Below are 24,839 nucleotides of genomic sequence, written 5' to 3'. Positions count from 1 at the left end.
ATTTCGGTAATGACCGTTTTATTACGTCCTATCGCAATGGGTCAGTCAACCAATTAAAGAGGAACAGTTTGAATATAGATACGCGTGAAATTAGCCTTGAGCCAGCAGACAACGCTCGCCTGCTGAGCCTGTGCGGGCCGTTTGATGACAACATCAAACAACTGGAGCGACGTCTGGGTATCGAAATCAATCGTCGCGATAATCATTTCAAACTTACCGGACGCCCTATCTGCGTCAACGCCGCTGCGGACATTCTGCGTAGCCTGTATGTTGATACCGCCCCAATGCGCGGCGAAACGCAGGATATAGAGCCGGAACAGATCCACCTCGCCATTAAAGAGGCGCGCGTGCTTGAGCAAAGCGCGGAAAGCGTGCCGGACTACGGCAAGGCCATTAACATCAAGACCAAACGTGGCGTCATTAAGCCGCGTACGCCAAACCAGGCGCAGTACATCGCCAATATCCTCGACCACGACATCACCTTCGGCGTGGGTCCGGCGGGTACGGGTAAAACCTATCTGGCCGTTGCCGCTGCGGTAGATGCGCTGGAACGCCAGGAGATCCGTCGCATCCTGCTGACCCGCCCTGCCGTCGAAGCGGGTGAAAAACTCGGCTTCCTACCGGGCGATCTGAGCCAGAAGGTCGACCCATATCTGCGTCCTTTATACGATGCGCTATTCGAGATGCTCGGTTTTGAGAAGGTCGAGAAGCTCATTGAGCGTAACGTTATCGAAGTTGCCCCGCTCGCCTACATGCGCGGTCGTACGCTGAACGATGCGTTCATCATTCTCGATGAGAGCCAGAACACCACCATCGAACAGATGAAGATGTTCCTGACGCGTATCGGCTTTAACTCGAAAGCGGTCATTACCGGTGACGTCACCCAGATCGACCTGCCGCGCAGTACCAAATCAGGCCTGCGCCACGCCATTGAGGTACTGGCCGAGGTCGACGAAATCAGCTTTAACTTCTTCCACAGTGAAGACGTGGTACGCCACCCGGTGGTCGCGCGTATCGTTAACGCCTATGAAGCCTGGGAAGAGGCGGATCAGAAGCGTAAGGCCGAACTGGCCGCAGAACGTAAGCGCGAAGCGCAGGAGCAAGAACAGAAATGAGTCAGGTGATCCTCGATTTACAGCTGGCCTGTGAAGACAATTCCGGCATGCCAGATGAGGCACAGTTTCAGAAATGGCTGGATGCCGTTATTCCTCAGTTTCAGGAAGAATCAGAAGTTACGATTCGCCTGGTGGATGAAGCAGAAAGCCATGAGCTTAACCTGACCTATCGCGGGAAAGATAAGCCGACCAACGTACTCTCTTTCCCGTTTGAAGCGCCTCCGGGCATTGAGATGCCGCTGCTGGGCGATCTGATCATCTGCCGTCAGGTGGTTGAACAGGAAGCGAAAGAGCAGCAAAAGCCGCTTGAGGCCCACTGGGCGCATATGGTGGTACACGGCAGCCTGCATCTGCTCGGCTACGATCACATTGAAGATGACGAAGCGGAAGAGATGGAGTCCCTCGAGACAGAGATAATGCTTGCTCTGGGCTATGAGGATCCGTACATTGCCGAGAAAGAATAGTCCGTCACCTGACTGACTCACATGCCGCCACGAAAGGATATCGCGTGGCGGTAAACGTTGAACTAACAAGAGAACCCTTAACAAACGCCATGAGCGACGACAATTCACACAGTAGCGACACGACAACCAGTAAAAAGGGATTTTTCTCCCTCATTCTGAACCAGCTTTTCCACGGCGAACCCAAAAACCGTGATGAACTGCTGGAGCTGATTCGTGATTCCGGGCAGAACGACCTTATCGACGAAGATACGCGCGAAATGCTCGAAGGGGTTATGGACATCGCCGACCAGCGCGTTCGCGATATCATGATCCCCCGCTCGCAGATGATCACCCTGAAACGTAACCAGACCCTGGACGAGTGCCTCGATGTGATCATCGAATCCGCCCACTCGCGTTTCCCGGTCATCAGCGAAGACAAAGATCACATCGAAGGGATTTTGATGGCCAAAGATCTGCTGCCGTTTATGCGCAGCGATGCCGAAGCCTTCAGCATGGAAAAAGTGTTACGCCAGGCTGTGGTTGTGCCGGAAAGTAAACGTGTGGATCGGATGCTGAAAGAATTTCGCTCTCAGCGTTACCACATGGCGATTGTTATTGATGAGTTTGGTGGCGTTTCCGGTCTGGTCACGATCGAGGATATTCTTGAGCTGATCGTGGGCGAAATCGAAGACGAGTACGACGAAGAAGAAGATATCGACTTCCGTCAGCTTAGCCGCCACACCTGGACCGTGCGTGCGCTGGCCTCGATTGAGGACTTCAACGACGCCTTCGGTACCCACTTCAGCGATGAAGAGGTCGATACCATTGGCGGGCTGGTGATGCAGGCCTTTGGCCACCTCCCGGCGCGCGGTGAGACCGTTGACATCGACGGTTACCAGTTCAAAGTGGCAATGGCCGACAGCCGACGTATTATACAGGTTCACGTCAGAACGCCGGACGACTCACCGGTGCCAAAACTGGAAGATTAATGTAAATGGCATTTGCCCCACTGCTTGAACGCCAGCGCGTCCGTTTGCTGCTGGCGCTGTTACTCGGAGCCAGCGGTACGCTGGCTTTTTCTCCTTACGATATCTGGCCTGCGGCTATTCTCTCCCTGATGGGGCTTCAGGGCCTGACCCTGAATCGTCGTCCGGTACAGGCCGCTGCCATCGGTTACTTCTGGGGGCTGGGGCTGTTTGGCTCAGGCATCAACTGGGTCTATGTCAGCATCGCCCAGTTTGGCGGTATGCCAGGCCCGGTAAACGTCTTCCTGGTGGTATTGCTCGCCGCGTATCTCTCGCTCTATACCGGTCTGTTCGCCGGCATCCTTTCTCGCCTGTGGCCAAAAACCACCTGGCTGCGCGTCGCCATTGCCGCGCCGGTGGTCTGGCAAATAACCGAGTTCCTGCGCGGCTGGGTGCTGACGGGCTTCCCGTGGCTACAGTTCGGCTACAGCCAGATTGACGGCCCGCTGAAAGGCCTGGCACCGGTAATGGGCGTTGAGGCCATTAACTTCCTGCTGATGGTGGTGAGCGGCCTGCTGGTATTAGCGCTGGTCACACGCTGCTGGAAGCCGCTGGCTGTGGCACTGGTGCTGTTCGCCCTGCCCTTCCCGCTGCGCTATATCCAGTGGTTCACGCCCGAGCCAGAGCGCGCCATGCAGGTTTCCATGGTGCAGGGGAATATTCCGCAGTCTATGAAGTGGGATGAGAAAGAGCTGCTGAATACGCTGAAGATCTACGCCAACGCCACCGAAGAGGTAATGGGTAAATCCCAGCTGATTATCTGGCCGGAATCTGCTATCCCCGATCTGGAAATTAACCAGCAGCCGTTCCTCAACATGATGAATGACCTGCTGCTGGCGCGCGGCAGCACGCTGATCACCGGGATTGTCGATGCGCGTCTGAATCAGCAGAACCGCTACGACACCTACAACAGCATCATTACGCTAGGAAAAGACAGCGAGTACAGCTACCACTCCACTGACCGGTACAACAAGAACCACCTGGTGCCGTTTGGTGAATTTGTCCCGCTGGAGTCGATTCTGCGCCCGCTGGCCCCGTTCTTTGACCTGCCGATGTCCTCTTTCAGCCGCGGCCCGTACGTACAGCCTCAGCTGCACGCGCACGGCATGGCCCTGACGGCGGCCATCTGCTACGAAATCATTCTCGGCGAGCAGGTACGCGATAACTTCCGCCCGGATACCGACTATCTGCTGACCATCTCCAACGATGCGTGGTTTGGTAAGTCAATCGGCCCTTGGCAGCACTTCCAGATGGCACGTATGCGCTCTCTGGAGCTGGCGCGTCCGCTGCTGCGCAGCACCAACAACGGCATCACCGCTGTGATTGGTCCGCAGGGCGAGATTCAGGCGATGATCCCGCAGTTTACCCGCGAGGTGCTGACCACTAAAGTCACGCCAACCACGGGGCTGACGCCATATGCGCGCACCGGCAACTGGCCGCTGTGGGTACTGACCGCGCTGTTCGGCTTTGGCGCAGTGCTGATGAGCCTGCGTCAGCGTCGTAAATAACCTTTCCTTCTGTTGTCGGGTGGCGTAGCCGCCACCCGACAATTTTCTCCAGACTCCCATTCTGGCACGCCTATTGCTTAGTTTATTCAGGTAAACGCAGTTTGGCTTAACGTGCAACTTTGTCGCACCAGCGTAGATCATCGGTAGCACCGAAACGGTGCAACGGGAGATATTTGCCTCTGAATGGTGCGGCGCGCTTCGCAAAAATAAACAATAACGCAGCAAAATCTTTACATTAAGCCAGACTAAATGTTAACAAGCTTGCATAACACTGCACTCGCATTGCGCGAGATATAACAACATCACAATGGGTATCAAAGCGTCTCTGGCGCTGATAAAAAAGGAGTTGGGTATGCAATTACGTAAACTGGCCACAGCAATGCTGGTTATGGGAATGTCTGCAGGCGTGGTTCACGCTGAAGATGCTCCGGCAGCAGGCAGCACTCTCGACAAGATTGCCAAAAACGGCGTGATCGTGGTCGGCCACCGTGAATCTTCTGTCCCGTTCTCTTACTACGACAACACGCAAAAAGTCGTGGGCTATTCACAGGATTACTCCAACGCCATCGTTGAAGCTGTGAAGAAAAAGCTGAACAAACCTGACCTGCAGGTGAAGCTGATCCCAATCACTTCACAGAACCGTATTCCACTGCTGCAAAACGGCACCTTTGACTTCGAGTGTGGCTCCACCACCAACAACCTCGAGCGCCAAAAACAGGCTGCCTTCTCTGACACCATCTTTGTCGTCGGCACCCGTCTGCTGACGAAGAAAGGCGGTGAGATCAAAGACTTCGCTGACCTGAAAGGGAAAGCGGTTGTTGTGACCTCCGGTACCACGTCAGAAGTGCTGCTGCACAAGCTGAACGACGAGAAGAAAATGGATATGCGCATCATCAGCGCGAAAGACCATGGCGACTCTTTCCGTACCCTGGAAAGCGGTCGTGCCGTCGCGTTTATGATGGATGATGCTCTGCTGGCGGGTGAACGTGCGAAAGCGAAAAAACCAGACAACTGGGATATCGTCGGTACCGCGCAGTCCAAAGAAGCCTACGGCTGTATGCTGCGTAAAGACGATCCGCAGTTCAAAAAGCTGATCGATGACACTATCGCTCAGGTACAGACCTCCGGCGAAGCGGAAAAATGGTTCGACAAATGGTTCAAGAACCCGATTCCACCAAAAAACCTGAACATGAATTTTGAACTGTCTGACGACATGAAAGCGCTGTTCAAATCTCCAAATGACAAGGCTCTTAACTAATTAGAACTACAGGGGCGGGATCTCCTGCCCTCTCGATTGTCGGGAAGCATGGACAGACTATACGTTGAGTGGTCGTTCCCCACTCAGCGCGAAAAATGAGCTTCTCACCAATCTTCGAGGGTAGCGCTGCTACCCTTTTTTTTCTGGAGTTTATTATGTCAATAGACTGGAACTGGGGCATATTCCTGCAACAAGCCCCGTTCGGCAACACCACCTATCTTGGCTGGCTGTGGAGCGGCTTTCAGGTTACCGTGGCATTATCGATAACGGCGTGGATTATCGCGTTTCTTGTCGGTTCTCTGTTCGGTATTCTGCGCACCGTCCCTAACCGTTTTCTTTCAACGCTTGGCACCCTGTATGTGGAACTGTTCCGTAACGTTCCGCTGATCGTGCAATTCTTTACCTGGTATCTGGTCATCCCGGAACTGCTGCCGGAAAATATTGGCATGTGGTTCAAGTCGGAGCTGGATCCGAACGTGCAGTTCTTTGTCTCCTCCATGATGTGTCTGGGGCTGTTTACCGCTGCGCGCGTTTGCGAGCAGGTGCGTGCCGCCATTCAGTCATTGCCGCGTGGACAAAAAAACGCGGGCCTGGCAATGGGCCTGACGCTGCCCCAAACCTACCGCTATGTGCTGCTGCCTAACGCCTACCGGGTTATCGTTCCACCGATGACCTCTGAGATGATGAACCTGGTGAAAAACTCGGCCATCGCCTCGACTATCGGCCTGGTCGACATGGCCGCGCAGGCGGGCAAGCTGCTGGATTACTCCGCTCACGCGTGGGAATCCTTCACCGCGATCACGCTCGCGTATGTTCTGATTAACGCTTTCATCATGCTGGTGATGAACCTGGTTGAACGCAAAATCCGCCTGCCGGGTAATCTGGGGGGCAAATAATGTACGAATTTGACTGGAGTTCTATCGTTCCATCCATGCCTTACCTGCTTGATGGCCTGGTGATTACCTTAAAAATCACCGTTATTGCCATCATCATTGGTATCGTCTGGGGCACCCTGCTGGCCGTCATGCGCCTGTCGAGCTTTAAGCCGCTCGCCTGGTTTGCGACCGCCTACGTTAACGTGTTCCGCTCCATCCCGCTGGTGATGGTGCTGCTGTGGTTTTACCTGATTGTGCCCGGCTTCCTGCAGAACGTGCTGGGGCTGTCGCCGAAAACCGATATCCGTCTGATCTCCGCCATGGTGGCGTTCTCAATGTTCGAGGCCGCTTACTACTCTGAGATTATCCGAGCGGGCATTCAGAGTATCTCCCGCGGGCAATCCAGCGCCGCGCTGGCGCTGGGAATGACGCACTGGCAGTCCATGCAGCTCATTATTCTGCCGCAGGCGTTTCGCGCCATGGTTCCGCTCCTGCTGACCCAGGGTATCGTGCTGTTCCAGGATACCTCGCTGGTCTACGTTCTGAGTCTGGCAGACTTCTTCCGTACCGCGTCAACCATCGGTGAACGTGATGGTACGCAGGTCGAGATGGTGCTCTTTGCGGGGGCGGTCTATTTTGTGATTAGTTTAAGCGCGTCGCTGTTGGTCAGCTGGCTGAAGAAAAGGACGGTATAATGATTTCCCTGAAAAATGTTTCTAAATGGTATGGGCACTTTCAGGTGCTGACCGACTGCTCCACCGAAGTGAAAAAAGGGGACGTGGTGGTAGTGTGCGGGCCGTCCGGCTCCGGTAAATCGACGCTGATCAAAACCGTCAACGGACTGGAGCCGGTGCAGCAGGGTGAGATCGTCGTCAACGGCACAAAGGTCAACGACAAGAAAACCAACCTCGCTCAGCTTCGCTCTCACGTTGGCATGGTGTTCCAGCATTTTGAGCTGTTCCCTCACCTCTCCATTATTGAGAACCTGACGCTGGCGCAGGTAAAAGTGCTTAAGCGTGATAAAAAAGCGTCGCGCGAGAAAGGTCTGAAACTCCTGGAACGTGTTGGGCTTTCGGCGCATGCCGATAAGTTCCCGGCACAGCTTTCTGGCGGCCAACAGCAGCGTGTGGCGATCGCCCGCGCGCTGTGTATGGATCCGGTGGCAATGCTGTTTGATGAGCCAACGTCGGCGCTCGATCCAGAGATGATCAACGAAGTGCTGGACGTGATGGTCGAGCTGGCGCACGAAGGGATGACCATGATGGTGGTGACCCACGAAATGGGCTTTGCCCGTAAAGTGGCCAACCGCGTGATCTTCATGGACGAAGGGAAAATTGTCGAAGACTCACCGAAAGAAGAGTTCTTCGCTAACCCGAAATCCGAGCGTGCGAAAGATTTCCTTGCAAAAATCCTGCACTAACCTTCCCGGTGCGCAATCTGCGGATTGCGCACTGCTTCACGCTTTCACTCAGTTCCTCTCGTCGGCGTCACATTGCAGCGTTAACCTTGTCACAAAATAACGCTACGTATGGAGAACGCTATGGCACAGCCTATTATTCTCGATTGCGATCCGGGTCATGACGACGCGATCGCGCTCGTCCTCGCTCTTGCCTCCCCTGAACTAGAGGTAAAAGCCGTCACCTCATCCGCCGGAAACCAGACGCCAGACAAAACCCTGCGCAACGTGCTGCGAATGCTCACGCTGCTTAAACGCACCGATATTCCTGTCGCCGGCGGGGCCGTGAAGCCGCTAATGCGCGAGCTGATTATTGCCGACAACGTTCATGGTGAAAGCGGGCTGGATGGTCCGGCACTGCCGGAGCCGGGTTTCACGCCGCAAAACAGTACCGCCGTGGAGCTGATGGCGAAGGTTCTACGTGAGAGTGCAGAACCGGTAACGCTGGTGGCAACCGGACCGCAAACCAACGTTGCGCTGCTGCTGAACAGCCATCCTGAGCTGCATAATAAAATTGCCCGAATTGTGATTATGGGCGGGGCAATGGGGCTGGGGAACTGGACGCCTGCGGCGGAGTTCAACATCTTTGTCGACCCGGAAGCGGCGGAAATCGTCTTTCAGTCCGGCTTACCGATCGTGATGGCCGGGCTGGACGTTACCCATCGCGCGCAGATTATGGCGGACGATATTGAGCGATTCCGCTCCGTGGGTAATACGGTCGCGACAACCGTGGCCGAACTTCTCGACTTCTTTATGGAGTATCACAAAGCCGAGAAATGGGGCTTCCACGGCGCGCCGCTGCACGACCCGTGCACCATTGCCTGGCTACTGAAGCCCGAGATGTTCACCACGGTGGACAGATGGGTTGGTGTTGAGACGCAGGGAAAATACACCCAGGGAATGACGGTGGTGGATTACTACTCGCTGACGGGGAATAAACCGAATACCACGGTGATGGTGGACATCGACCGCGAGGCGTTTGTGGATTTGCTGGCGGAGAGGCTGGCTTACTATAGTGCGGCCTGATGCCCTCACCCCAACCCTCTCCCACGGGGAGTGGGGGCAGACACTAAAAACGGCAACATGGTTGCCGTTTTGCTTTGACCTTGTGCGGCCTGATGCCCTCACCCCAACCCTCTCCCACGGGGAGAGGGGGCAAACACTAAAAACGGCAACATGGTTGCCGTTTTGCTTTTAATTATGGCTCAAACGGCCGACGCTGGAACTGATCGTGGCCGCATTTCGGACACAGCGGCAGGACATCCGGCGTATACACCGCAATATGGTGGTGGCAATTCTCGCACACCAGATTTCCCAAGCCGACCACCTCACCACTGTGATAAACACCGTGATGGTTCAAATCCTGAAAGACCTCGCGCCACTCCAGCTGCGTTTTATCCGTGATGTCGGCCAGCTCTTGCCACAGGCTCTCTTTAATCACCCGCATAAAAACGCTGTCCGTGACCTCCTCCTGACTCTCCTGGTAGCTGCGCGCGAACTCTTCCAGATCGCGACGCACGGCGCGCGTCACCTCTTCCACTTCGGTTCGCGTTAACTCACCCGTTTGCGTCACGCGGGCACGCGCTTGCTCCACCAGCGCGTCGATATCTCGCTCGCCGTTACGCAGCCGTTCCGTCAGTGTCGCCACCAGTTCGCGGTAAAATTGAGCAACCTTGTTCATCATTTTGCCTCCCGGGTAAGTAACTATTTCTAATAATAGACCTTATTTCATCGCCGCTTTGTCAGGTGAAGCACAGACCCGGTAAATTCCTGCAAAGCGCATTTGTGCGAAAGGCTGTTTTGACGCGGGCGTTTGGGCTATGCTATGCGGATCTGAATTACCACATCCATTGGCTACATTTGTAGCTGTATTGAAAACAGGACCACTGGCTGCCATGCAAGAGCAATACCGCCCGGAAGAGATAGAATCAAAAGTCCAGCAACACTGGGACGAGAAGCGCACCTTTGAAGTAACCGAAGACGAGAGCAAAGAGAAGTATTACTGCCTGTCGATGCTTCCCTATCCTTCTGGTCGACTACACATGGGCCATGTGCGTAACTACACCATCGGCGATGTGATTGCACGCTACCAGCGCATGCTGGGTAAAAATGTTCTGCAGCCTATCGGCTGGGATGCGTTCGGTCTGCCTGCGGAAGGCGCGGCGGTCAAAAACAACACCGCACCGGCGCCGTGGACGTACGACAACATCGCGTACATGAAAAACCAGCTCAAAATGCTGGGCTTTGGCTATGACTGGAGCCGCGAGCTGGCAACCTGTACCCCGGAATACTATCGCTGGGAGCAGAAGTTCTTCACCGAGCTGTACAAAAAGGGCCTGGTGTATAAGAAGACCTCAGCCGTTAACTGGTGTCCAAATGACCAGACCGTTCTCGCGAACGAACAGGTTATCGACGGCTGCTGCTGGCGCTGTGACACCAAAGTTGAGCGTAAAGAGATCCCACAGTGGTTTATCAAAATCACCGCTTACGCTGATGAGCTGCTGAACGATCTGGATAACCTGGATCACTGGCCAGATACCGTTAAGACCATGCAGCGCAACTGGATCGGCCGTTCTGAAGGCGTGGAGATTACCTTCAACGTTGAGAACTACGACCAGACTCTGACTGTCTACACCACCCGCCCGGACACCTTCATGGGCGCGACCTACCTGGCCGTGGCCGCAGGTCACCCGCTGGCGCAGAAAGCGGCAGAAAATAACCCGGAGCTGGCGACCTTCATTGACGAGTGCCGCAACACCAAAGTGGCCGAAGCCGACATGGCGACAATGGAGAAAAAAGGGGTTGATACCGGCTTTAAAGCCATTCACCCACTGACAGGCGAAGCAATCCCTGTCTGGGCCGCCAACTTCGTTCTGATGGAGTACGGCACTGGCGCCGTGATGGCTGTTCCGGGTCACGACCAGCGCGACTACGAATTTGCCACCAAATATGGCCTGACCATCAAGCCTGTTATTCTGGCGGCTGACGGTTCAGAACCAGACCTGTCTGAACACGCTCTGACTGAAAAAGGCACCCTGTTCAACTCCGGTGAATTTAGCGGTCTGAGCTTCGAAGAGGGCTTCAACGCCATCGCCGATAAACTGGCCTCTCTGGGCGTGGGCGAGCGTAAAGTTAACTTCCGTCTGCGCGACTGGGGCGTGTCCCGTCAGCGATACTGGGGTGCGCCAATTCCGATGGTGACGCTGGAAGATGGCACCGTGATGCCAACCCCGGAAGATCAGCTCCCGGTGATCCTGCCGGAAGACGTGGTCATGGACGGTATCACCAGCCCGATTAAAGCCGATCCTGAGTGGGCAAAAACCACCGTTAACGGACAGCCTGCGCTGCGTGAAACCGACACCTTTGACACCTTTATGGAGTCATCCTGGTACTATGCGCGCTACACCTGCCCGCAGTATCAGGACGGTATGCTCGATTCCGATGCGGCAAACTACTGGCTGCCGGTAGATATCTATATCGGCGGCATCGAACACGCCATCATGCACCTGCTCTACTTCCGCTTCTTCCACAAACTGATGCGCGATGCAGGCATGGTGAACTCTGACGAACCAGCAAAACAGCTGCTGTGTCAGGGCATGGTACTGGCAGATGCGTTCTATTACGTTGGTGCCAACGGCGAGCGTAACTGGGTTTCACCGGTTGATGCGATCGTCGAGCGTGACGAGAAGGGCCGTATCGTTAAGGCGAAAGACGCCGAAGGTCATGAACTGGTCTACACCGGCATGAGCAAGATGTCCAAGTCGAAAAACAACGGTATCGATCCGCAGGTGATGGTTGAGCGTTACGGTGCGGATACCGTGCGTCTGTTCATGATGTTTGCCTCTCCGGCGGACATGACCCTGGAATGGCAGGAGTCCGGCGTGGAAGGGGCGAACCGCTTCCTGAAACGCGTCTGGAAACTGGTTTACGAACACACTGCACTGGGCGATGCCCCGGCGCTGAACGCCGCCGCACTGACTGAAGATCAGCAGGCGCTGCGTCGTGATGTTCATAAAACGATTGCGAAAGTGACCGATGATATTGGTCGTCGTCAGACCTTCAATACCGCAATTGCGGCTATTATGGAACTGATGAACAAGCTGGCGAAGGCTCCGCAGGACGGCGAGCAGGATCGTGCCTTAATGCGTGAAGCGCTGCTTGCTGTTGTTCGCATGCTGAACCCGTTCACTCCGCATGTCAGCTTCACCCTGTGGCAGGAGCTGAAAGGCGAAGGCGATATCGACAACGCGCCGTGGCCGCAGGCTGACGAATCAGCGATGGTAGAAAACACAACGCTGGTTGTGGTCCAGGTAAACGGCAAAGTCCGCGGTAAAATTACCGTGGCGGTCGATGCAACCGAAGAACAGGTTCGCGAGCGCGCGGGCCAGGAACCTCTGGTCGCAAAATATCTTGAGGGCGTTACCGTACGTAAAGTGATCTACGTACCGGGTAAACTGCTCAATCTGGTCGTTGGCTAAGCGCGGGAGGAAACGTGCGACAACTGGCAACAATACTCTTATCACTGGCGGTGCTTGTCACCGCCGGCTGCGGCTGGCACCTGCGCAATACCACGGCGGTGCCTGCTGAGATGAAAACGATGATTTTCGACTCATCAGATCCGAATGGTCCACTCAGCCGGGCAATTCGTAATCAGCTGCGTCTGAACGGCGTTGAGCTTGTTGAGAAACAAACGCTGCGCCAGGATGTACCGTCTCTGCGCGTTACAGGAAGTGGTCTGTCGAGAGATACGGCCTCTATCTTCCAGGATGGCCGTACAGCTGAATATCAGATGGTGCTGACGGTCAACGCAGCGGTCCTGATCCCGGGTAAAGACATCTATCCGATCAGCACGAAAGTGTACCGTTCGTTCTTCGATAACCCGCAGACGGCGCTGGCAAAAGATGCCGAACAGCAGATTATCATCAACGAAATGTACGACAAGGCGGCGGAACAGCTGATCCGTAAACTGCCAGGTATTGCAGCGTCTACCAGACAAGGCTCTGACATTGTTGAAAAACCGGTTGCCGGCACGCTTCCTGCTGCTAACTCTCTGGGTAAATGATGATCAGGCTGTATCCTGAACAACTCCGCGCGCAGCTCAAAGAAGGGCTGCGCGCGGCGTATCTGCTTCTTGGAAACGATCCGTTATTACTTCAGGAAAGCCTGGATGCCGTGCGGCATGAGGCCGCCTCTCAGGGCTTCGATGAACACCACACCGTCCAGCTGGATAACAACACCGACTGGAATGCCCTCTTCTCACTCTGTCAGGCGATGAGCCTTTTTGCCTCGCGCCAGACTATTCAGATCCTGCTGCCTGAGAACGGCCCTAACGCGGCCATCAATGAACAGCTGGCCACGCTGGTCAGCCTGCTTCACAGCGATCTGCTGTTGATTGTGCGCGGCAACAAGCTCACCAAAGCGCAGGAAAATGCGGCGTGGTTCACCCAACTCGCTGCCCACGCGGTGCAGGTGACCTGTCAGACGCCTGAACAGGCGCATCTGCCCAAATGGGTGGCAGCGAGAGCGAAGCAGAACAACCTTCAGCTGGATGATGCGGCGAACCAACTGCTCTGCTACTGCTATGAAGGTAACCTGCTGGCCCTGGCGCAGGCGCTGGACAGACTCTCCCTGCTCTGGCCGGATGGCAAGCTGACCTTGCCGCGCGTCGAGCAGGCCGTTAACGACGCGGCACACTTCACGCCGTTCCACTGGGTGGACGCGCTGCTGTCGGCGAAGAGCAAACGCGCCCTGCATATTCTGCAACAGCTGCGTCTCGAAGGGAGCGAACCGGTTATTCTGCTGCGTACGCTGCAGCGCGAATTGCTGCTGCTGATTACTCTGAAGCGTCAGTCTGCCCATACGCCGCTGCGTTCGCTGTTTGATAAACACCGCGTGTGGCAAAATCGCCGGGCTTTGACCACCGAGGCCGTCAACCGCCTGAGTCACGAACAGCTTCGTCAGGCTGTACAGCTTCTGATGCGCGCTGAGCTCACGTTAAAACAAGATTACGGTCAGTCGGTCTGGGCGGAGCTGGAAAGCCTTTCTCTGCTGCTCTGCCACAAGGCGCTGGCAGACGTTTTTATTGATGGATAGCATGCATTCGTTACAGGCCTTATATGGCGGCACCTTCGACCCGGTACATTACGGGCATCTGAAGCCGGTTGAAATTCTGGCGAATCTGATCGGACTTCAGCGCGTCACCATCATGCCCAACAATGTCCCGCCCCATCGTCCACAGCCCGAGGCGACGAGCGAGCAGCGAAAAGAGATGCTTGCCCTTGCCATCGCAGATAAACCGCTCTTCCGACTTGACGAGCGTGAGCTGCGTCGCGACACGCCCTCCTGGACGTCTCAGACGCTTCAGGAGTGGCGCGCCGAACAAGGACCAGACCAGCCGCTTGCCTTTATCATCGGCCAGGATTCTCTGCTGAATTTCCCTACGTGGCATCAGTATGAAACCATCCTGGAGAACAGCCACCTGCTCGTCTGCCGCCGTCCCGGCTATCCGCTGACCATGCGCGAAGAGCAGTACCAGCAGTGGCTGGAAGACCATCTCACCGATAATGTTGAAGATCTTCACAACCAGCCTGCCGGGAAGATCTATCTGGCGGAAACGCCGTGGTTCGATATCTCTGCGACTCTCATTCGCGAGCGTTTACAGCAGGGTTTAGCGTGTGACGATCTGCTGCCAACCCCGGTGCTGGCCTATATCCATGCGCACGGTTTGTATCAGAAAAGCGCAGATGAATAGCCGGAGAGCATAAAAAGCGGCTTATTGTTTATCCTGCCTTGACAGGGTAAGCCATACTGTTATTCTCCGCTGCCAGACTTTCCCGCCGATCGTTGCTTTACAGAAATTGTTTTACAAAAATGGCGATGCAATCTCAGGCGGAGGGTGGGATGATACCCGCCTTCAAAAGCCCGGCCGAAGACATTTGTCCCGACGCAGGCGTGAGTTCAGGTATACTGTCTGGCTACGAATTCAAAGTTTTACAATCTCATTCACCCCAGGGGGAAAACTTGCAGGGTAAAGCACTCCAGGATTTTGTTATTGACAAAATTGATGACCTGAAAGGTCAGGACATCATCGCTATCGACGTTAAGGGTAAATCCAGTATTACCGACTGCATGATCATCTGCACCGGTACATCGACGCGTCATGTTGTTTCAATTGCCGATCACGTGGTTCAGGAATCGCGTGCAGCAGGGCTGTTACCGCTGGGTGTTGAAGGTGAAGCGACGGCTGACTGGGTGGTAGTCGACCTCGGCGATGTGATTGTCCACGTCATGCAGGACGAGAGCCGTCGCCTGTATGAGCTGGAAAAACTCTGGGGTTAATGCGTGAAGTTGCAGCTGGTCGCCGTCGGCACCAAAATGCCGGACTGGGTACAAACCGGTTTTACTGAATATCTGCGTCGTTTTCCAAAAGACATGCCGTTCGAGCTGGTGGAAATTCCCGCCGGTAAGCGCGGCAAGAACGCCGATATCAAACGTATTCTCGATAAAGAGGGCGAACTGATGCTGGCTGCCGCAGGCAAAAACCGCATCGTCACCCTCGATATTCCAGGTAAACCCTGGGATACGCCGCAGCTGGCGCAAGAACTGGAGCGCTGGAAGCAGGATGGTCGTGACGTCAGTCTGTTGATTGGCGGACCAGAAGGGTTATCCCCTGCCTGCAAAGCGGCGGCTGAACAAAGTTGGTCTCTCTCCGCGCTGACGCTTCCCCACCCGCTCGTTCGGGTACTGGTGGCAGAAAGCCTGTATCGCGCGTGGAGCATTACTACCAACCACCCCTATCACCGCGAGTAATGACTGACCAGGGTAGATTAAGCAGCGGATGAAACTACAGAATTCTTTTCGCGACTATACGGCTGAGTCCGCGCTGTTTGTGCGCCGGGCGCTGGTCGCCTTTACCGGGATTTTGCTGCTTACCGGCGTGCTGATCGCCAACCTCTATAATCTGCAAATTGTCCGCTTTACCGACTACCAGACGCGTTCAAACGAAAACCGCATTAAGCTGGTGCCTATCGCACCCAGTCGCGGCATTATTTACGATCGTAACGGCACACCGCTGGCGTTGAACCGCACCATCTATCAAATCGAGATGATGCCGGAAAAAGTCGATAATGTTCAGGATACGCTGGAAGCGCTGAAAAGCGTTGTCGACCTTAACGATGACGATATTGCTGCCTTCAAAAAAGAGCGCGCCCGCTCTCACCGCTTCACCTCGATTCCGGTTAAAACCAATCTTACGGAAGTCCAGGTGGCCCGCTTTGCGGTGAATCAGTATCGTTTCCCCGGCGTGGAAGTGAAGGGATATAAGCGTCGCTACTATCCCTACGGCTCCGCGCTGACGCATGTGATTGGCTACGTTTCCAAGATTAACGACAAAGACGTCGACCGCCTTGATAAAGACGGCAAGCTGGCCAACTACGCTGCTACGCACGATATCGGTAAGCTGGGGATCGAACGTTACTACGAAGACGTTCTGCACGGGCAAACCGGCTATGAAGAGGTTGAGGTTAACAACCGTGGACGCGTGATCCGCCAGCTGAAAGAAGTGCCGCCTCAGGCGGGGCATGACGTCTATCTGACGCTAGATCTTAAACTTCAGCAGTATATCGAAACCCTGCTGGCGGGCAGCCGTGCAGCCGTTGTGGTCACCGATCCTCGTACCGGCGGCATCCTGGCAATGGTCTCCATGCCTAGCTATGACCCGAACCTCTTTGTTGACGGCATTTCCAGTAAAGACTATTCCGGTCTGCTGAATGACCCGAACACGCCGCTGGTGAACCGCGCGACGCAAGGGGTTTACCCGCCAGCATCAACGGTTAAACCGTATGTGGCGGTCTCTGCGCTGAGTGCCGGCGTTATCAACCGTAATACCAGCCTGTTTGACCCGGGCTGGTGGCAGCTGCCGGGTTCAGATAAGCGCTATCGTGACTGGAAAAAATGGGGCCACGGTCATCTGAACGTCACCAAATCGCTGGAGGAATCCGCGGATACCTTCTTCTATCAGGTAGCGTATGACATGGGTATCGACCGCCTGTCAGAGTGGATGAGCAAATTCGGCTACGGGCATTACACCGGCGTGGACCTTTCAGAAGAACGTTCTGGCAACATGCCAACGCGTGAATGGAAGCTGAAGCGCTTTAAAAAACCGTGGTATCAGGGTGACACCATTCCGGTGGGTATCGGCCAGGGTTACTGGACAGCGACGCCGATTCAGATGAACAAAGCCATGATGATCCTCATCAATGACGGCGTGGTAAAAGTGCCTCATCTGCTGCAGAGCACGGTTGAAGACGGCAAAAAAGTGCCGTGGAATCAGCCGCACGAGGCCCCGGTGGGTGACATCCATTCCGGCTTCTGGGAAATTGCGAAAGACGGTATGTACGGCGTGGCAAACCGCCCGAATGGGACCGCGCATAAGTACTTCGCCGGTACGCCGTACAAAGTGGCCGCAAAGTCCGGTACCGCGCAGGTGTTTGGTCTGAAAGCCAACGAAACCTATAACGCGCACCGCATTGCTGAACGTCTGCGTGACCACAAGCTGATGACGGCGTTTGCCCCTTATGATAACCCGCAGGTCGCGGTGGCGATGATTCTGGAGAACGGCGGTGCCGGGCCAGCAGTAGGGACCATCATGCGCCAGATCCTTGACCACATTATGCTGGGTGATAACAACACCGAACTGCCGGCTGAAAACCCGGCCGCCGCTGCGGCGGAGGACCAATAATCATGACGGATAATCCAAATAAAAAATCGCTGTGGGATAAAATCCACATCGACCCAGCCATGCTGCTGATCCTGCTGGCTCTGCTGGTGTACAGCGCCCTGGTTATCTGGAGCGCCAGCGGCCAGGACATCGGCATGATGGAGCGCAAAATCGGCCAGATCGCCATGGGTCTGATCATCATGGTAGTGATGGCGCAAATCCCGCCGCGCGTTTACGAAGGCTGGGCGCCCTATCTCTACATCTTCTGTATTATTTTGCTGGTTGCGGTAGATGCGTTTGGTGCCATTTCAAAAGGGGCGCAGCGCTGGCTGGATCTGGGCGTTGTCCGCTTCCAGCCTTCGGAAATTGCCAAAATCGCCGTTCCATTGATGGTGGCACGCTTTATCAACCGCGACGTCTGTCCGCCGTCGCTGAAAAATACCGCCATCGCGCTGGTGCTGATTTTCCTGCCGACGCTGCTGGTTGCGGCACAACCTGACCTCGGTACCTCAATTCTTATCGCCCTCTCCGGCCTGTTTGTCCTTTTCCTGTCGGGACTGAGCTGGCGCCTGATTGGTATCGCGGTGGTGCTGATTGCGGCGTTCATTCCTATCCTCTGGTTCTTCCTGATGCATGATTACCAGCGCCAGCGCGTTATGATGCTGCTCGATCCGGAAACCGATCCGCTGGGCGCGGGCTATCATATTATTCAGTCCAAGATTGCGATTGGCTCCGGCGGCCTGCGCGGTAAAGGCTGGCTGCACGGCACGCAGTCGCAGCTGGAGTTTTTACCGGAACGCCACACCGACTTTATCTTTGCGGTACTGGCGGAAGAGCTGGGGCTGGTTGGCATCTTAATATTGCTGGCGCTGTACGTCCTGTTGATCATGCGGGGATTGTGGATTGCAGCACGCGCGCAAACCACCTTTGGTCGCGTCATGGCCGGCGGGTTGATGCTGATTTTATTCGTTTATGTCTTCGTAAATATTGGTATGGTGAGTGGTATTCTGCCGGTGGTAGGCGTACCGCTGCCGCTGGTGAGTTACGGAGGCTCGGCACTGATCGTGTTGATGGCCGGGTTTGGTATCGTGATGTCGATCCATACCCACAGAAAAATGTTGTCAAAAAGCGTATAAAAATAAGGGGATCGGAATGCGTAAGCAGTGGCTGGGGATCTGCATCGCGGCAAGTTTACTTGCGGCCTGCACAAGTGATGATGGTCAGCAACAGGCAACCGTCGCGCCGCCGCAGCCTGCGGTGTGTAATGGCCCGATCGTTGAAATCAGCGGTGCCGATCCCGTTTATGAACCGCTGAATGCCAGTGCCAATCAGGATTACGAGCGCGATGGCAAAAGCTATAAAATTGTTCAGGATCCTTCCCGTTTCAGTCAGGCGGGCTTTGCCGCCATTTATGATGCCGAGCCAGGAAGTAACCTGACGGCTTCCGGGGAAGCGTTCGACCCAATGCAGCTGACGGCGGCACACCCGACGCTGCCGATCCCGAGCTACGCCCGTATCACCAACCTGGCGAATGGCCGTATGATCGTCGTGCGGATCAACGACCGTGGACCTTACGGGAATGACCGGGTGATTTCCCTGTCGCGCGCGTCTGCCGATCGCCTGAACACCTCGAACAACACCAAAGTCCGTATTGATCCGATTATCGTCGCACAGGATGGTTCGCTCTCCGGGCCGGGTACCGCGTGTACGACGGTGGCAAAACAGACCTATGCCCTTCCTGACCGCCCAAATCTTGACGGCGGAATGGGAAGCGTCTCGTCTCCGGCAGAGCCTGCTCAGCCGGGGGAGAAATTCGCCCGATCAGCAATGACACGCTGCAAAGCGAGGATTCTACCGGCGCGCCGGTAAAGAGTAGCGGCTTTCTTGGCGCACCGACGACCTTAGCCTCGGGCGTGCTGGAAGGCAGCGAGCCGACTCCGGCCCCTGCTCCCGTTGCTGCGCCAGCGACCCAGCCGGCTCCCGTAACGGCGCCAGCGGCCACGCAAAGTGCGGCGGCGGCTCCAGCAGCGGCCAGCGGCAGCTATGTGGTTCAGGTAGGCGCAGTGAGCGATCAGGCTCGGGCCAAACAGTATCAACAGCGTCTGAGCCAGCAGTTTGGCGTACCGGGACGCGTTGAGCAGAACGGCGCGGTCTGGCGCATTCAGATGGGGCCGTTTGCCAGCAAATCGCAGGCCGCATCCCTGCAGCAGCGTCTGCAGAATGAAGCTCAACTTCAGTCATTTATCGCTGTTGCAAAATAACTAACCGGCGGTATCCGAATTGTCAGTTAGTGTAAAACACATTCACAAACTCATGCTTAAAGTCGGATGCCTGCCTGAATAGCATTTGCTATAGTAAGGCACTTTTTTTAATTCCATCACGGATGTCGTAGTTCTGACCATGAAGACCACTTTTTCTGCTCGTTTTGTGCAGCGCATGGCGCTGACCACGGCCCTTTGCGCTGCTGCGCTCTCTGCAGCTCACGCCGATGACCTGAATATCAAGACCATGATCCCTGGCGTTCCGCAAATCGACGCGGAATCCTACATCCTGATCGATTACAACTCTGGCAAAGTGCTGGCAGAACAGAATGCCGATGCCCGCCGTGATCCGGCCAGCCTGACCAAAATGATGACCAGCTACGTTATCGGCCAGGCGATGAAGGCAGGTAAATTCAAAGAATCGGATCTGGTCACCATCGGTAACGATGCGTGGGCAACCGGAAACCCTGTTTTCAAAGGTTCCTCTCTGATGTTCCTGAAGCCGGGTATGCAGGTTCCTGTGTCCCAGCTGATTCGCGGTATCAACCTGCAATCTGGTAACGATGCCTGCGTGGCGATGGCCGATTTCGCCGCCGGTAGCCAGGATGCCTTTGTGGGTCTGATGAACAGCTACGTTACCGCGCTGGGTCTGAAAAACAGCCATTTCCAGACCGTACACGGCCTGGACGCAGACGGTCAGTACAGCTCCGCACGTGATATGGCCCTGATTGGTCAGGCGCTGATCCGCGATGTACCTAACGAATACTCTATCTATAAAGAGAAAGAGTTCACCTTCAACGGTATTCGTCAGACCAACCGTAACGGCCTGCTGTGGGATAACAGCCTGAACGTTGACGGCATCAAAACTGGCCACACCGACAAAGCGGGCTACAACCTGGTGGCCTCTGCCACTGAAGGTCAAATGCGTCTGATCTCTGCCGTGATGGGCGGCCGCACCTTTAAAGGTCGTGAAACAGAAAGCAAGAAACTGCTGACCTGGGGCTTCCGCTTCTTCGAAACCGTGAATCCACTGAAAGCAGGCAAAGAGTTTGCGTCTGAACCCGTCTGGTTCGGCGACAACGACCGTGCTTCACTCGGCGTTGATAAAGATCTCTACCTGACCATTCCACGCGGTCGCATGAAGGATCTGAAAGCCAGCTACGTGCTGAACAGCACCGAGCTGCATGCCCCGCTGCAGAAAAACCAGGTTGTGGGCACGATCAACTTCCAGCTGGATGGAAAAACGATCGATCAGCGTCCGCTGGTTGTCCTGCAAGAAATTCCTGAAGGCAATTTCTTCGGCAAAATCATTGATTACATTAAATTGATGTTCCACCACTGGTTTGGTTAAAAATTGAACACTTGAAAGTGTGATTTTGATCCCCATATACTAAGTATCCTGATAACTCCCACCTGACGTGGGAGTTATTATTTTTTGACGTTACGCCGGAGCTGACATGAAAACCAAACTTAACGAACTGCTTGAATTCCCTACCTCATTTACCTACAAAGTAATGGGTCTGGCGAAACCTGAGCTGGTTGATCAGGTGGTTGAAGTGGTACAGCGCCATGCGCCGGGTGACTACTCTCCGTCAGTAAAACCAAGCAGCAAGGGCAACTACCACTCTGTCTCTATTACCATCACTGCGACACACATTGAGCAGGTTGAAACGCTGTACGAAGAGCTCGGCAATATCGAAATTGTTCGTATGGTGCTGTAGTCCCTTTGCGGTTACCCGGTTTGCCGGGTAACCCCTCTCCCCGCTGTGATATACTCCCCCACACCTTTTGTCCCTCGTCTTCGGAGACGCAGTTTTGTATCAGGATAAAATTCTGGTCCGTCACCTCGGCCTGCAACCTTATGAGCCTGTCTCCCAGGCTATGCATGACTTCACCGATTCACGCGATGACAGCACCCCGGATGAAATCTGGCTGGTCGAACACCTGCCGGTATTTACGCAGGGCCAGGCGGGTAAAGCAGAGCATTTGCTAATGACGGGAGATATCCCGGTTATTCAGAGCGATCGCGGCGGTCAGGTCACTTATCATGGGCCCGGGCAGCAGGTGATGTACGTCCTGCTCAATCTGAAACGCAGAAAGCTTGGCGTACGTGAACTGGTTACCTTACTGGAACAAACTGTCGTCAACACGCTGGCGGAATATGGTATTGACGCGCATCCACGCGCCGATGCGCCGGGCGTTTACGTTGGGGAAATGAAGATCTGCTCCCTGGGGCTGCGTATTCGTAAAGGCTGCTCATTCCATGGCCTGGCCTTGAATATTAATATGGACCTCGCGCCTTTCCAGCGCATTAACCCCTGCGGCTATGCCGGCATGGAAATGACGCAGGTACGCCAGTGGGTTGAAACCGCTACACCAGAAACTATTCGTCCAGTGCTTTTGAAGAACGTTTTAGCACTACTTAACAATCCACCACACGAATATATCCCTGCTTAATATATCATACAACATGGCTCGATAATTTGGCGGGCCACTGTTTATTTACCGCTTTTGCACTTTACAATAATCCGCAGATTCTATATTTTCGAAGCGCCCGAATATTACCGCTACATATTATTTAGCCTCCAGCAAGCACGGCAAACACGGCATAAGTAACGTGAGCAATAATCACTCAACTGTTTGCTTTTGATAAACAAGTGAAACAAAACCAACACTTTACGAATCTCTACAAGCATAATAAATAAATTCAACTATCATTCATATTGTGAATGTATACGGAGTGAAAGCGTGGAGTATAATAATTTACCAGCCAAACGACTGAATGAACCCGGTGGCGAAGACAAGCCACAAATTTTTCGGACTTTACGTAATATTGATCTCAATTTACTGACTATTTTTGAGGCGGTATATGTCCATAAGGGTATCGTTAACGCTGCGAAAATTCTTAATCTCACGCCATCAGCAATAAGCCAGTCAATCCAAAAGCTTCGCGCTATATTTCCTGACCCATTATTTATCCGCAAGGGCCAGGGGGTAACGCCGACGGCTTACGCCACGCATCTCCATGAGTACATCAGTCAGGGGCTGGAGTCGATTCTGGGCGCGCTGGATTTAACCGGGAGCTATGATAAGCAGCGAACCATCACCATCGGCTGTTCCCCTTCTGTAGGGGTGCTGGTGATGCCGGCGATCTTCCAGGCCGTGAAAGAACATGCTCCGCAGCTCCTGCTTCGCAACGTGCCTCTCAATGAACCAGACATTCAGCTTGCCCAGTTCCAGACGGACCTGATTATTGAAAGCGGCAGCTTCAGTGCCAGAGCGCTGGGGCAAAATGTGCTTTATGCGGATAACCTGGTACTGGTTTGCCGCCAGCAGCATCCTGCTCTTAGCGAGCCGTTAACCATCGAAAACCTGCGCAACTACGATCACTCATCTTTCATGACCGAAGGGCAATCTAATCATGCACTTCGTCAGCGTATTGATGAAATTTTCCCGGAACGTCAGATCAGCTTCAGCAGTTACAATATGTTTACCACCGCATCCCTGATCGGCAGCAGCGACATGCTGTGCGTTATGCCATCACGCCTGTACAGCCTGCTACAAAAATGCTGGCCGCTGGAAAGCATCCCGCTCAGTCAGCTTAACGCGGAATCTATCGAGATTTCACTGCATTACAACAAGCTGAGTTTGCGCGATCCGGTCCTGGAAAACGTTATCCGCATTATCCGTCAGGCCTTCTGACAGGTTTAGCCAGCACAAGTCCCTGCAACCCGCAGGGCAAAAGGCACAAAACAACAACTATTTTACAAATTGGCGATCTGGCAGGCTGCTTTAACGACCGTTTCAATGATATACTGCCTGTCGTTCGTTCAAAAATAGTTGATAAATACAACATTCCCTTGAATTGAAACGCTTTCCTTCGATATTCGCAACTGGAACACGCACGCTATGAGTAAACCCATTGTGATGGAACGCGGTGTTAAATACCGCGATGCCGATAAAATGGCCCTTATCCCGGTTAAAAACGTGGCTACAGAGCGCGAGGCGCTGTTAAGAAAACCGGAATGGATGAAAATCAAACTTCCGGCCGACTCTTCGCGTATCCAGGGGATCAAAGCGGCGATGCGCAAGAATGGCCTTCACTCCGTCTGTGAAGAAGCCTCTTGCCCGAACCTTGCTGAATGTTTCAATCATGGTACCGCGACGTTTATGATTCTGGGTGCTATCTGTACCCGTCGCTGCCCGTTCTGCGATGTTGCTCATGGCCGTCCAGTCGCGCCTGATGCTAATGAACCCCAGAAACTGGCGCAGACCATCGCCGACATGGCGCTACGTTATGTGGTTATCACCTCAGTTGACCGTGACGACCTGCGTGACGGTGGTGCTCAGCACTTCGCCGACTGCATTACGGCCATTCGCGAGAAAAGCCCTAACATCAAAATCGAGACGCTGGTGCCTGACTTCCGCGGCCGTATGGACCGCGCGCTGGATATCCTGACCGCGACGCCGCCAGATGTGTTTAACCACAACCTGGAGAACGTGCCGCGTCTTTACCGTCAGGTCCGTCCGGGCGCTGACTATAACTGGTCCCTGAAGCTGCTGGAGCGTTTCAAAGAAGCGCATCCGCATATTCCGACCAAGTCTGGTCTGATGGTGGGTCTGGGTGAAACCAATGATGAAATCATCGAGGTGATGCGCGATCTTCGCCGCCACGGTGTGACCATGTTGACCCTGGGACAGTATCTGCAGCCAAGCCGCCACCACCTGCCGGTACAGCGCTACGTGAGCCCTGACGAATTCGATGAAATGAAAGCCGAAGCGATGGCGATGGGCTTCACCCACGCTGCCTGCGGCCCATTCGTTCGCTCCTCATACCATGCCGATATGCAGGCTAAAGGCGAAGAAGTTAAATAATGCTGTAATATTCATTTACAGTAATACAAAAAAAACCGGCCTCATGAGCCGGTTTTTTTCGCAAGCCCTCAGGCGTTGCTGTCACTCTTTGTGAGAAAGCTTGTCTGCCGGGACGTCATCCTCGGCGCTTTTCTTCGCCGCTGCATCATCATCGTTCATCGCTTTCTTAAAGCCTTTGATGGCAGCCCCCAGGTCACCACCCAGCGTGCGTAACTTCTTGGTACCAAACAGCAGGACGACCAGTGCGGCAACCACCAGCAGTTTGGTAATACTAATCTCACCCATAGATACCTTCTTTACTTAAA

The 24,839-nt window shown here is 54.5% G+C and carries 24 protein-coding genes and 1 pseudogene; 23 read left to right on the top strand and 2 right to left on the bottom strand.

Going from position 1 to position 24,839, the window contains the following annotated elements:
- Positions 1–68: 68 nt before the first annotated feature.
- From ACMGGX_RS15715 to rihA, 9 genes are all read left to right on the top strand, one after another.
- Positions 69–1,115, top strand: coding sequence for a PhoH family protein (locus tag ACMGGX_RS15715; protein ID WP_023310759.1), 1,047 nt, complete (start codon positions 69–71; stop codon positions 1,113–1,115).
- Positions 1,112–1,579 carry an rRNA maturation RNase YbeY gene (gene ybeY / locus ACMGGX_RS15710; protein ID WP_008501052.1) on the top strand — a complete coding sequence of 156 codons (468 nt, stop codon included), beginning with the start codon at positions 1,112–1,114 and terminating at the stop codon, positions 1,577–1,579. The genes ACMGGX_RS15715 and ybeY overlap by 4 nt, the downstream gene beginning before the upstream one ends.
- An 89-nt stretch (positions 1,580–1,668) precedes the next feature.
- Positions 1,669–2,547 carry a CNNM family magnesium/cobalt transport protein CorC gene (corC, locus tag ACMGGX_RS15705; RefSeq protein ID WP_021242574.1) on the top strand — a complete coding sequence of 293 codons (879 nt, stop codon included), beginning with the start codon at positions 1,669–1,671 and terminating at the stop codon, positions 2,545–2,547.
- A gap of 5 nt (positions 2,548–2,552) precedes the next feature.
- Complete coding sequence (lnt, locus tag ACMGGX_RS15700) at positions 2,553–4,091, top strand: apolipoprotein N-acyltransferase (RefSeq protein WP_420298587.1); 1,539 nt, start codon at positions 2,553–2,555, stop codon at positions 4,089–4,091.
- 352 nt (positions 4,092–4,443) lie between these two features.
- Positions 4,444–5,349 (top strand): amino acid ABC transporter substrate-binding protein, encoded by a 906-nt coding sequence (locus tag ACMGGX_RS15695; RefSeq protein WP_008501049.1) that lies wholly within the window; start codon positions 4,444–4,446, stop codon positions 5,347–5,349.
- A 155-nt stretch (positions 5,350–5,504) separates the two neighbouring features.
- Entirely contained in the window at positions 5,505–6,245 is a 741-nt protein-coding gene (locus ACMGGX_RS15690; protein WP_023310756.1) for an amino acid ABC transporter permease, read from the top strand.
- Positions 6,245–6,919: a glutamate/aspartate ABC transporter permease GltK gene (gene gltK, locus ACMGGX_RS15685; protein WP_014883002.1), complete on the top strand. Its 675-nt coding sequence runs from the start codon at positions 6,245–6,247 to the stop codon at positions 6,917–6,919. The genes ACMGGX_RS15690 and gltK overlap by 1 nt, the downstream gene beginning before the upstream one ends.
- Positions 6,919–7,644 (top strand): amino acid ABC transporter ATP-binding protein, encoded by a 726-nt coding sequence (locus ACMGGX_RS15680; protein WP_014883001.1) that lies wholly within the window; start codon positions 6,919–6,921, stop codon positions 7,642–7,644. The genes gltK and ACMGGX_RS15680 overlap by 1 nt, the downstream gene beginning before the upstream one ends.
- A gap of 120 nt (positions 7,645–7,764) precedes the next feature.
- Positions 7,765–8,706 (top strand): pyrimidine-specific ribonucleoside hydrolase RihA, encoded by a 942-nt coding sequence (gene rihA, locus ACMGGX_RS15675; RefSeq protein ID WP_223534719.1) that lies wholly within the window; start codon positions 7,765–7,767, stop codon positions 8,704–8,706.
- A 172-nt stretch (positions 8,707–8,878) separates the two neighbouring features.
- Here rihA and ACMGGX_RS15670 read toward each other — a convergent pair whose 3' ends face one another.
- Complete coding sequence (locus ACMGGX_RS15670; protein ID WP_032661386.1) at positions 8,879–9,361, bottom strand: zinc ribbon-containing protein; 483 nt, start codon at positions 9,359–9,361, stop codon at positions 8,879–8,881.
- 214 nt (positions 9,362–9,575) lie between these two features.
- Between ACMGGX_RS15670 and leuS the strand changes: the two genes are divergently transcribed.
- The 14 genes and pseudogenes from leuS to lipA all read left to right on the top strand — a co-directional run bounded on the left by leuS (position 9,576) and on the right by lipA (position 24,534).
- On the top strand, positions 9,576–12,158 hold the full coding sequence (leuS, locus tag ACMGGX_RS15665; RefSeq protein ID WP_023310753.1) for a leucine--tRNA ligase: 2,583 nt from the start codon (positions 9,576–9,578) through the stop codon (positions 12,156–12,158).
- A 14-nt stretch (positions 12,159–12,172) separates the two neighbouring features.
- Entirely contained in the window at positions 12,173–12,742 is a 570-nt protein-coding gene (gene lptE / locus ACMGGX_RS15660) for an LPS assembly lipoprotein LptE (protein ID WP_023310752.1), read from the top strand.
- A complete protein-coding gene (gene holA / locus ACMGGX_RS15655; RefSeq protein ID WP_059446433.1) occupies positions 12,742–13,773 on the top strand; it encodes a DNA polymerase III subunit delta in 1,032 nt (343 codons plus the stop codon). The genes lptE and holA overlap by 1 nt, the downstream gene beginning before the upstream one ends.
- Complete coding sequence (nadD, locus tag ACMGGX_RS15650; protein ID WP_029740134.1) at positions 13,766–14,431, top strand: nicotinate-nucleotide adenylyltransferase; 666 nt, start codon at positions 13,766–13,768, stop codon at positions 14,429–14,431. The genes holA and nadD overlap by 8 nt, the downstream gene beginning before the upstream one ends.
- 269 nt (positions 14,432–14,700) lie before the next feature.
- Positions 14,701–15,018: a ribosome silencing factor gene (rsfS, locus tag ACMGGX_RS15645; RefSeq protein ID WP_023334893.1), complete on the top strand. Its 318-nt coding sequence runs from the start codon at positions 14,701–14,703 to the stop codon at positions 15,016–15,018.
- Between the two features lie 3 nt (positions 15,019–15,021).
- Positions 15,022–15,489 carry a 23S rRNA (pseudouridine(1915)-N(3))-methyltransferase RlmH gene (gene rlmH, locus ACMGGX_RS15640; protein ID WP_023310748.1) on the top strand — a complete coding sequence of 156 codons (468 nt, stop codon included), beginning with the start codon at positions 15,022–15,024 and terminating at the stop codon, positions 15,487–15,489.
- A 28-nt stretch (positions 15,490–15,517) separates the two neighbouring features.
- Positions 15,518–17,419 (top strand): peptidoglycan DD-transpeptidase MrdA, encoded by a 1,902-nt coding sequence (gene mrdA, locus ACMGGX_RS15635; protein WP_023310747.1) that lies wholly within the window; start codon positions 15,518–15,520, stop codon positions 17,417–17,419.
- 2 nt (positions 17,420–17,421) lie between these two features.
- The gene (gene mrdB, locus ACMGGX_RS15630; RefSeq protein ID WP_023310746.1) at positions 17,422–18,534 is read left to right on the top strand and encodes a peptidoglycan glycosyltransferase MrdB; all 1,113 of its coding nucleotides are present in this window, start codon (positions 17,422–17,424) and stop codon (positions 18,532–18,534) included.
- Between the two features lie 16 nt (positions 18,535–18,550).
- Positions 18,551–19,659, top strand: a pseudogene (gene rlpA, locus ACMGGX_RS15625) (endolytic peptidoglycan transglycosylase RlpA).
- A 139-nt stretch (positions 19,660–19,798) separates the two neighbouring features.
- Positions 19,799–21,010 (top strand): D-alanyl-D-alanine carboxypeptidase DacA, encoded by a 1,212-nt coding sequence (gene dacA / locus ACMGGX_RS15620; RefSeq protein ID WP_014069323.1) that lies wholly within the window; start codon positions 19,799–19,801, stop codon positions 21,008–21,010.
- A gap of 106 nt (positions 21,011–21,116) precedes the next feature.
- Positions 21,117–21,380: a DUF493 family protein YbeD gene (gene ybeD / locus ACMGGX_RS15615; protein ID WP_006177135.1), complete on the top strand. Its 264-nt coding sequence runs from the start codon at positions 21,117–21,119 to the stop codon at positions 21,378–21,380.
- A gap of 94 nt (positions 21,381–21,474) precedes the next feature.
- Positions 21,475–22,116 (top strand): lipoyl(octanoyl) transferase LipB, encoded by a 642-nt coding sequence (gene lipB / locus ACMGGX_RS15610; protein ID WP_126785959.1) that lies wholly within the window; start codon positions 21,475–21,477, stop codon positions 22,114–22,116.
- Between the two features lie 291 nt (positions 22,117–22,407).
- A complete protein-coding gene (locus ACMGGX_RS15605) occupies positions 22,408–23,361 on the top strand; it encodes a YbeF family transcriptional regulator (RefSeq protein ID WP_032665064.1) in 954 nt (317 codons plus the stop codon).
- A 207-nt stretch (positions 23,362–23,568) separates the two neighbouring features.
- On the top strand, positions 23,569–24,534 hold the full coding sequence (lipA, locus tag ACMGGX_RS15600) for a lipoyl synthase (protein WP_013097595.1): 966 nt from the start codon (positions 23,569–23,571) through the stop codon (positions 24,532–24,534).
- Positions 24,535–24,615: 81 nt separating this feature from the next.
- On the opposite strand, the gene tatE is transcribed toward lipA, so the two are convergent.
- Positions 24,616–24,819, bottom strand: a complete 204-nt coding sequence (gene tatE / locus ACMGGX_RS15595) for a twin-arginine translocase subunit TatE (protein WP_023310742.1) — start codon at positions 24,817–24,819, stop codon at positions 24,616–24,618.
- Between the last annotated feature and the right edge of the window lie 20 nt (positions 24,820–24,839).

Source organism: Enterobacter sp. BNK-29 (genome assembly GCF_048684785.1).
GTDB classification, from domain to species: Bacteria; Pseudomonadota; Gammaproteobacteria; order Enterobacterales; family Enterobacteriaceae; genus Enterobacter; species Enterobacter cloacae_M.
The sequence above is the reverse complement of the archived record's forward strand: the minus strand, read 5'-3'. Positions and strand labels throughout refer to the sequence as shown.

Excerpts from the sequence above, each read along its gene's own strand:
- corC (WP_021242574.1), top strand. The coding sequence starts at position 1,669 with ATGAGCGACGACAATTCACACAGTAGCGACACGACAACCAGTAAAAAG.
- rihA (WP_223534719.1), top strand. The coding sequence starts at position 7,765 with ATGGCACAGCCTATTATTCTCGATTGCGATCCGGGTCATGACGACGCG.
- ACMGGX_RS15695 (WP_008501049.1), top strand. The coding sequence starts at position 4,444 with ATGCAATTACGTAAACTGGCCACAGCAATGCTGGTTATGGGAATGTCT.
- lipA (WP_013097595.1), top strand. The coding sequence starts at position 23,569 with ATGAGTAAACCCATTGTGATGGAACGCGGTGTTAAATACCGCGATGCC.
- dacA (WP_014069323.1), top strand. The coding sequence starts at position 19,799 with ATGAAGACCACTTTTTCTGCTCGTTTTGTGCAGCGCATGGCGCTGACC.
- tatE (WP_023310742.1), bottom strand. The coding sequence starts at position 24,819 with ATGGGTGAGATTAGTATTACCAAACTGCTGGTGGTTGCCGCACTGGTC.
- ACMGGX_RS15680 (WP_014883001.1), top strand. The coding sequence starts at position 6,919 with ATGATTTCCCTGAAAAATGTTTCTAAATGGTATGGGCACTTTCAGGTG.
- lnt (WP_420298587.1), top strand. The coding sequence starts at position 2,553 with ATGGCATTTGCCCCACTGCTTGAACGCCAGCGCGTCCGTTTGCTGCTG.
- leuS (WP_023310753.1), top strand. The coding sequence starts at position 9,576 with ATGCAAGAGCAATACCGCCCGGAAGAGATAGAATCAAAAGTCCAGCAA.
- ACMGGX_RS15670 (WP_032661386.1), bottom strand. The coding sequence starts at position 9,361 with ATGAACAAGGTTGCTCAATTTTACCGCGAACTGGTGGCGACACTGACG.
- mrdB (WP_023310746.1), top strand. The coding sequence starts at position 17,422 with ATGACGGATAATCCAAATAAAAAATCGCTGTGGGATAAAATCCACATC.
- nadD (WP_029740134.1), top strand. The coding sequence starts at position 13,766 with ATGGATAGCATGCATTCGTTACAGGCCTTATATGGCGGCACCTTCGAC.
- holA (WP_059446433.1), top strand. The coding sequence starts at position 12,742 with ATGATCAGGCTGTATCCTGAACAACTCCGCGCGCAGCTCAAAGAAGGG.
- ACMGGX_RS15690 (WP_023310756.1), top strand. The coding sequence starts at position 5,505 with ATGTCAATAGACTGGAACTGGGGCATATTCCTGCAACAAGCCCCGTTC.
- ybeD (WP_006177135.1), top strand. The coding sequence starts at position 21,117 with ATGAAAACCAAACTTAACGAACTGCTTGAATTCCCTACCTCATTTACC.
- mrdA (WP_023310747.1), top strand. The coding sequence starts at position 15,518 with ATGAAACTACAGAATTCTTTTCGCGACTATACGGCTGAGTCCGCGCTG.
- gltK (WP_014883002.1), top strand. The coding sequence starts at position 6,245 with ATGTACGAATTTGACTGGAGTTCTATCGTTCCATCCATGCCTTACCTG.
- ybeY (WP_008501052.1), top strand. The coding sequence starts at position 1,112 with ATGAGTCAGGTGATCCTCGATTTACAGCTGGCCTGTGAAGACAATTCC.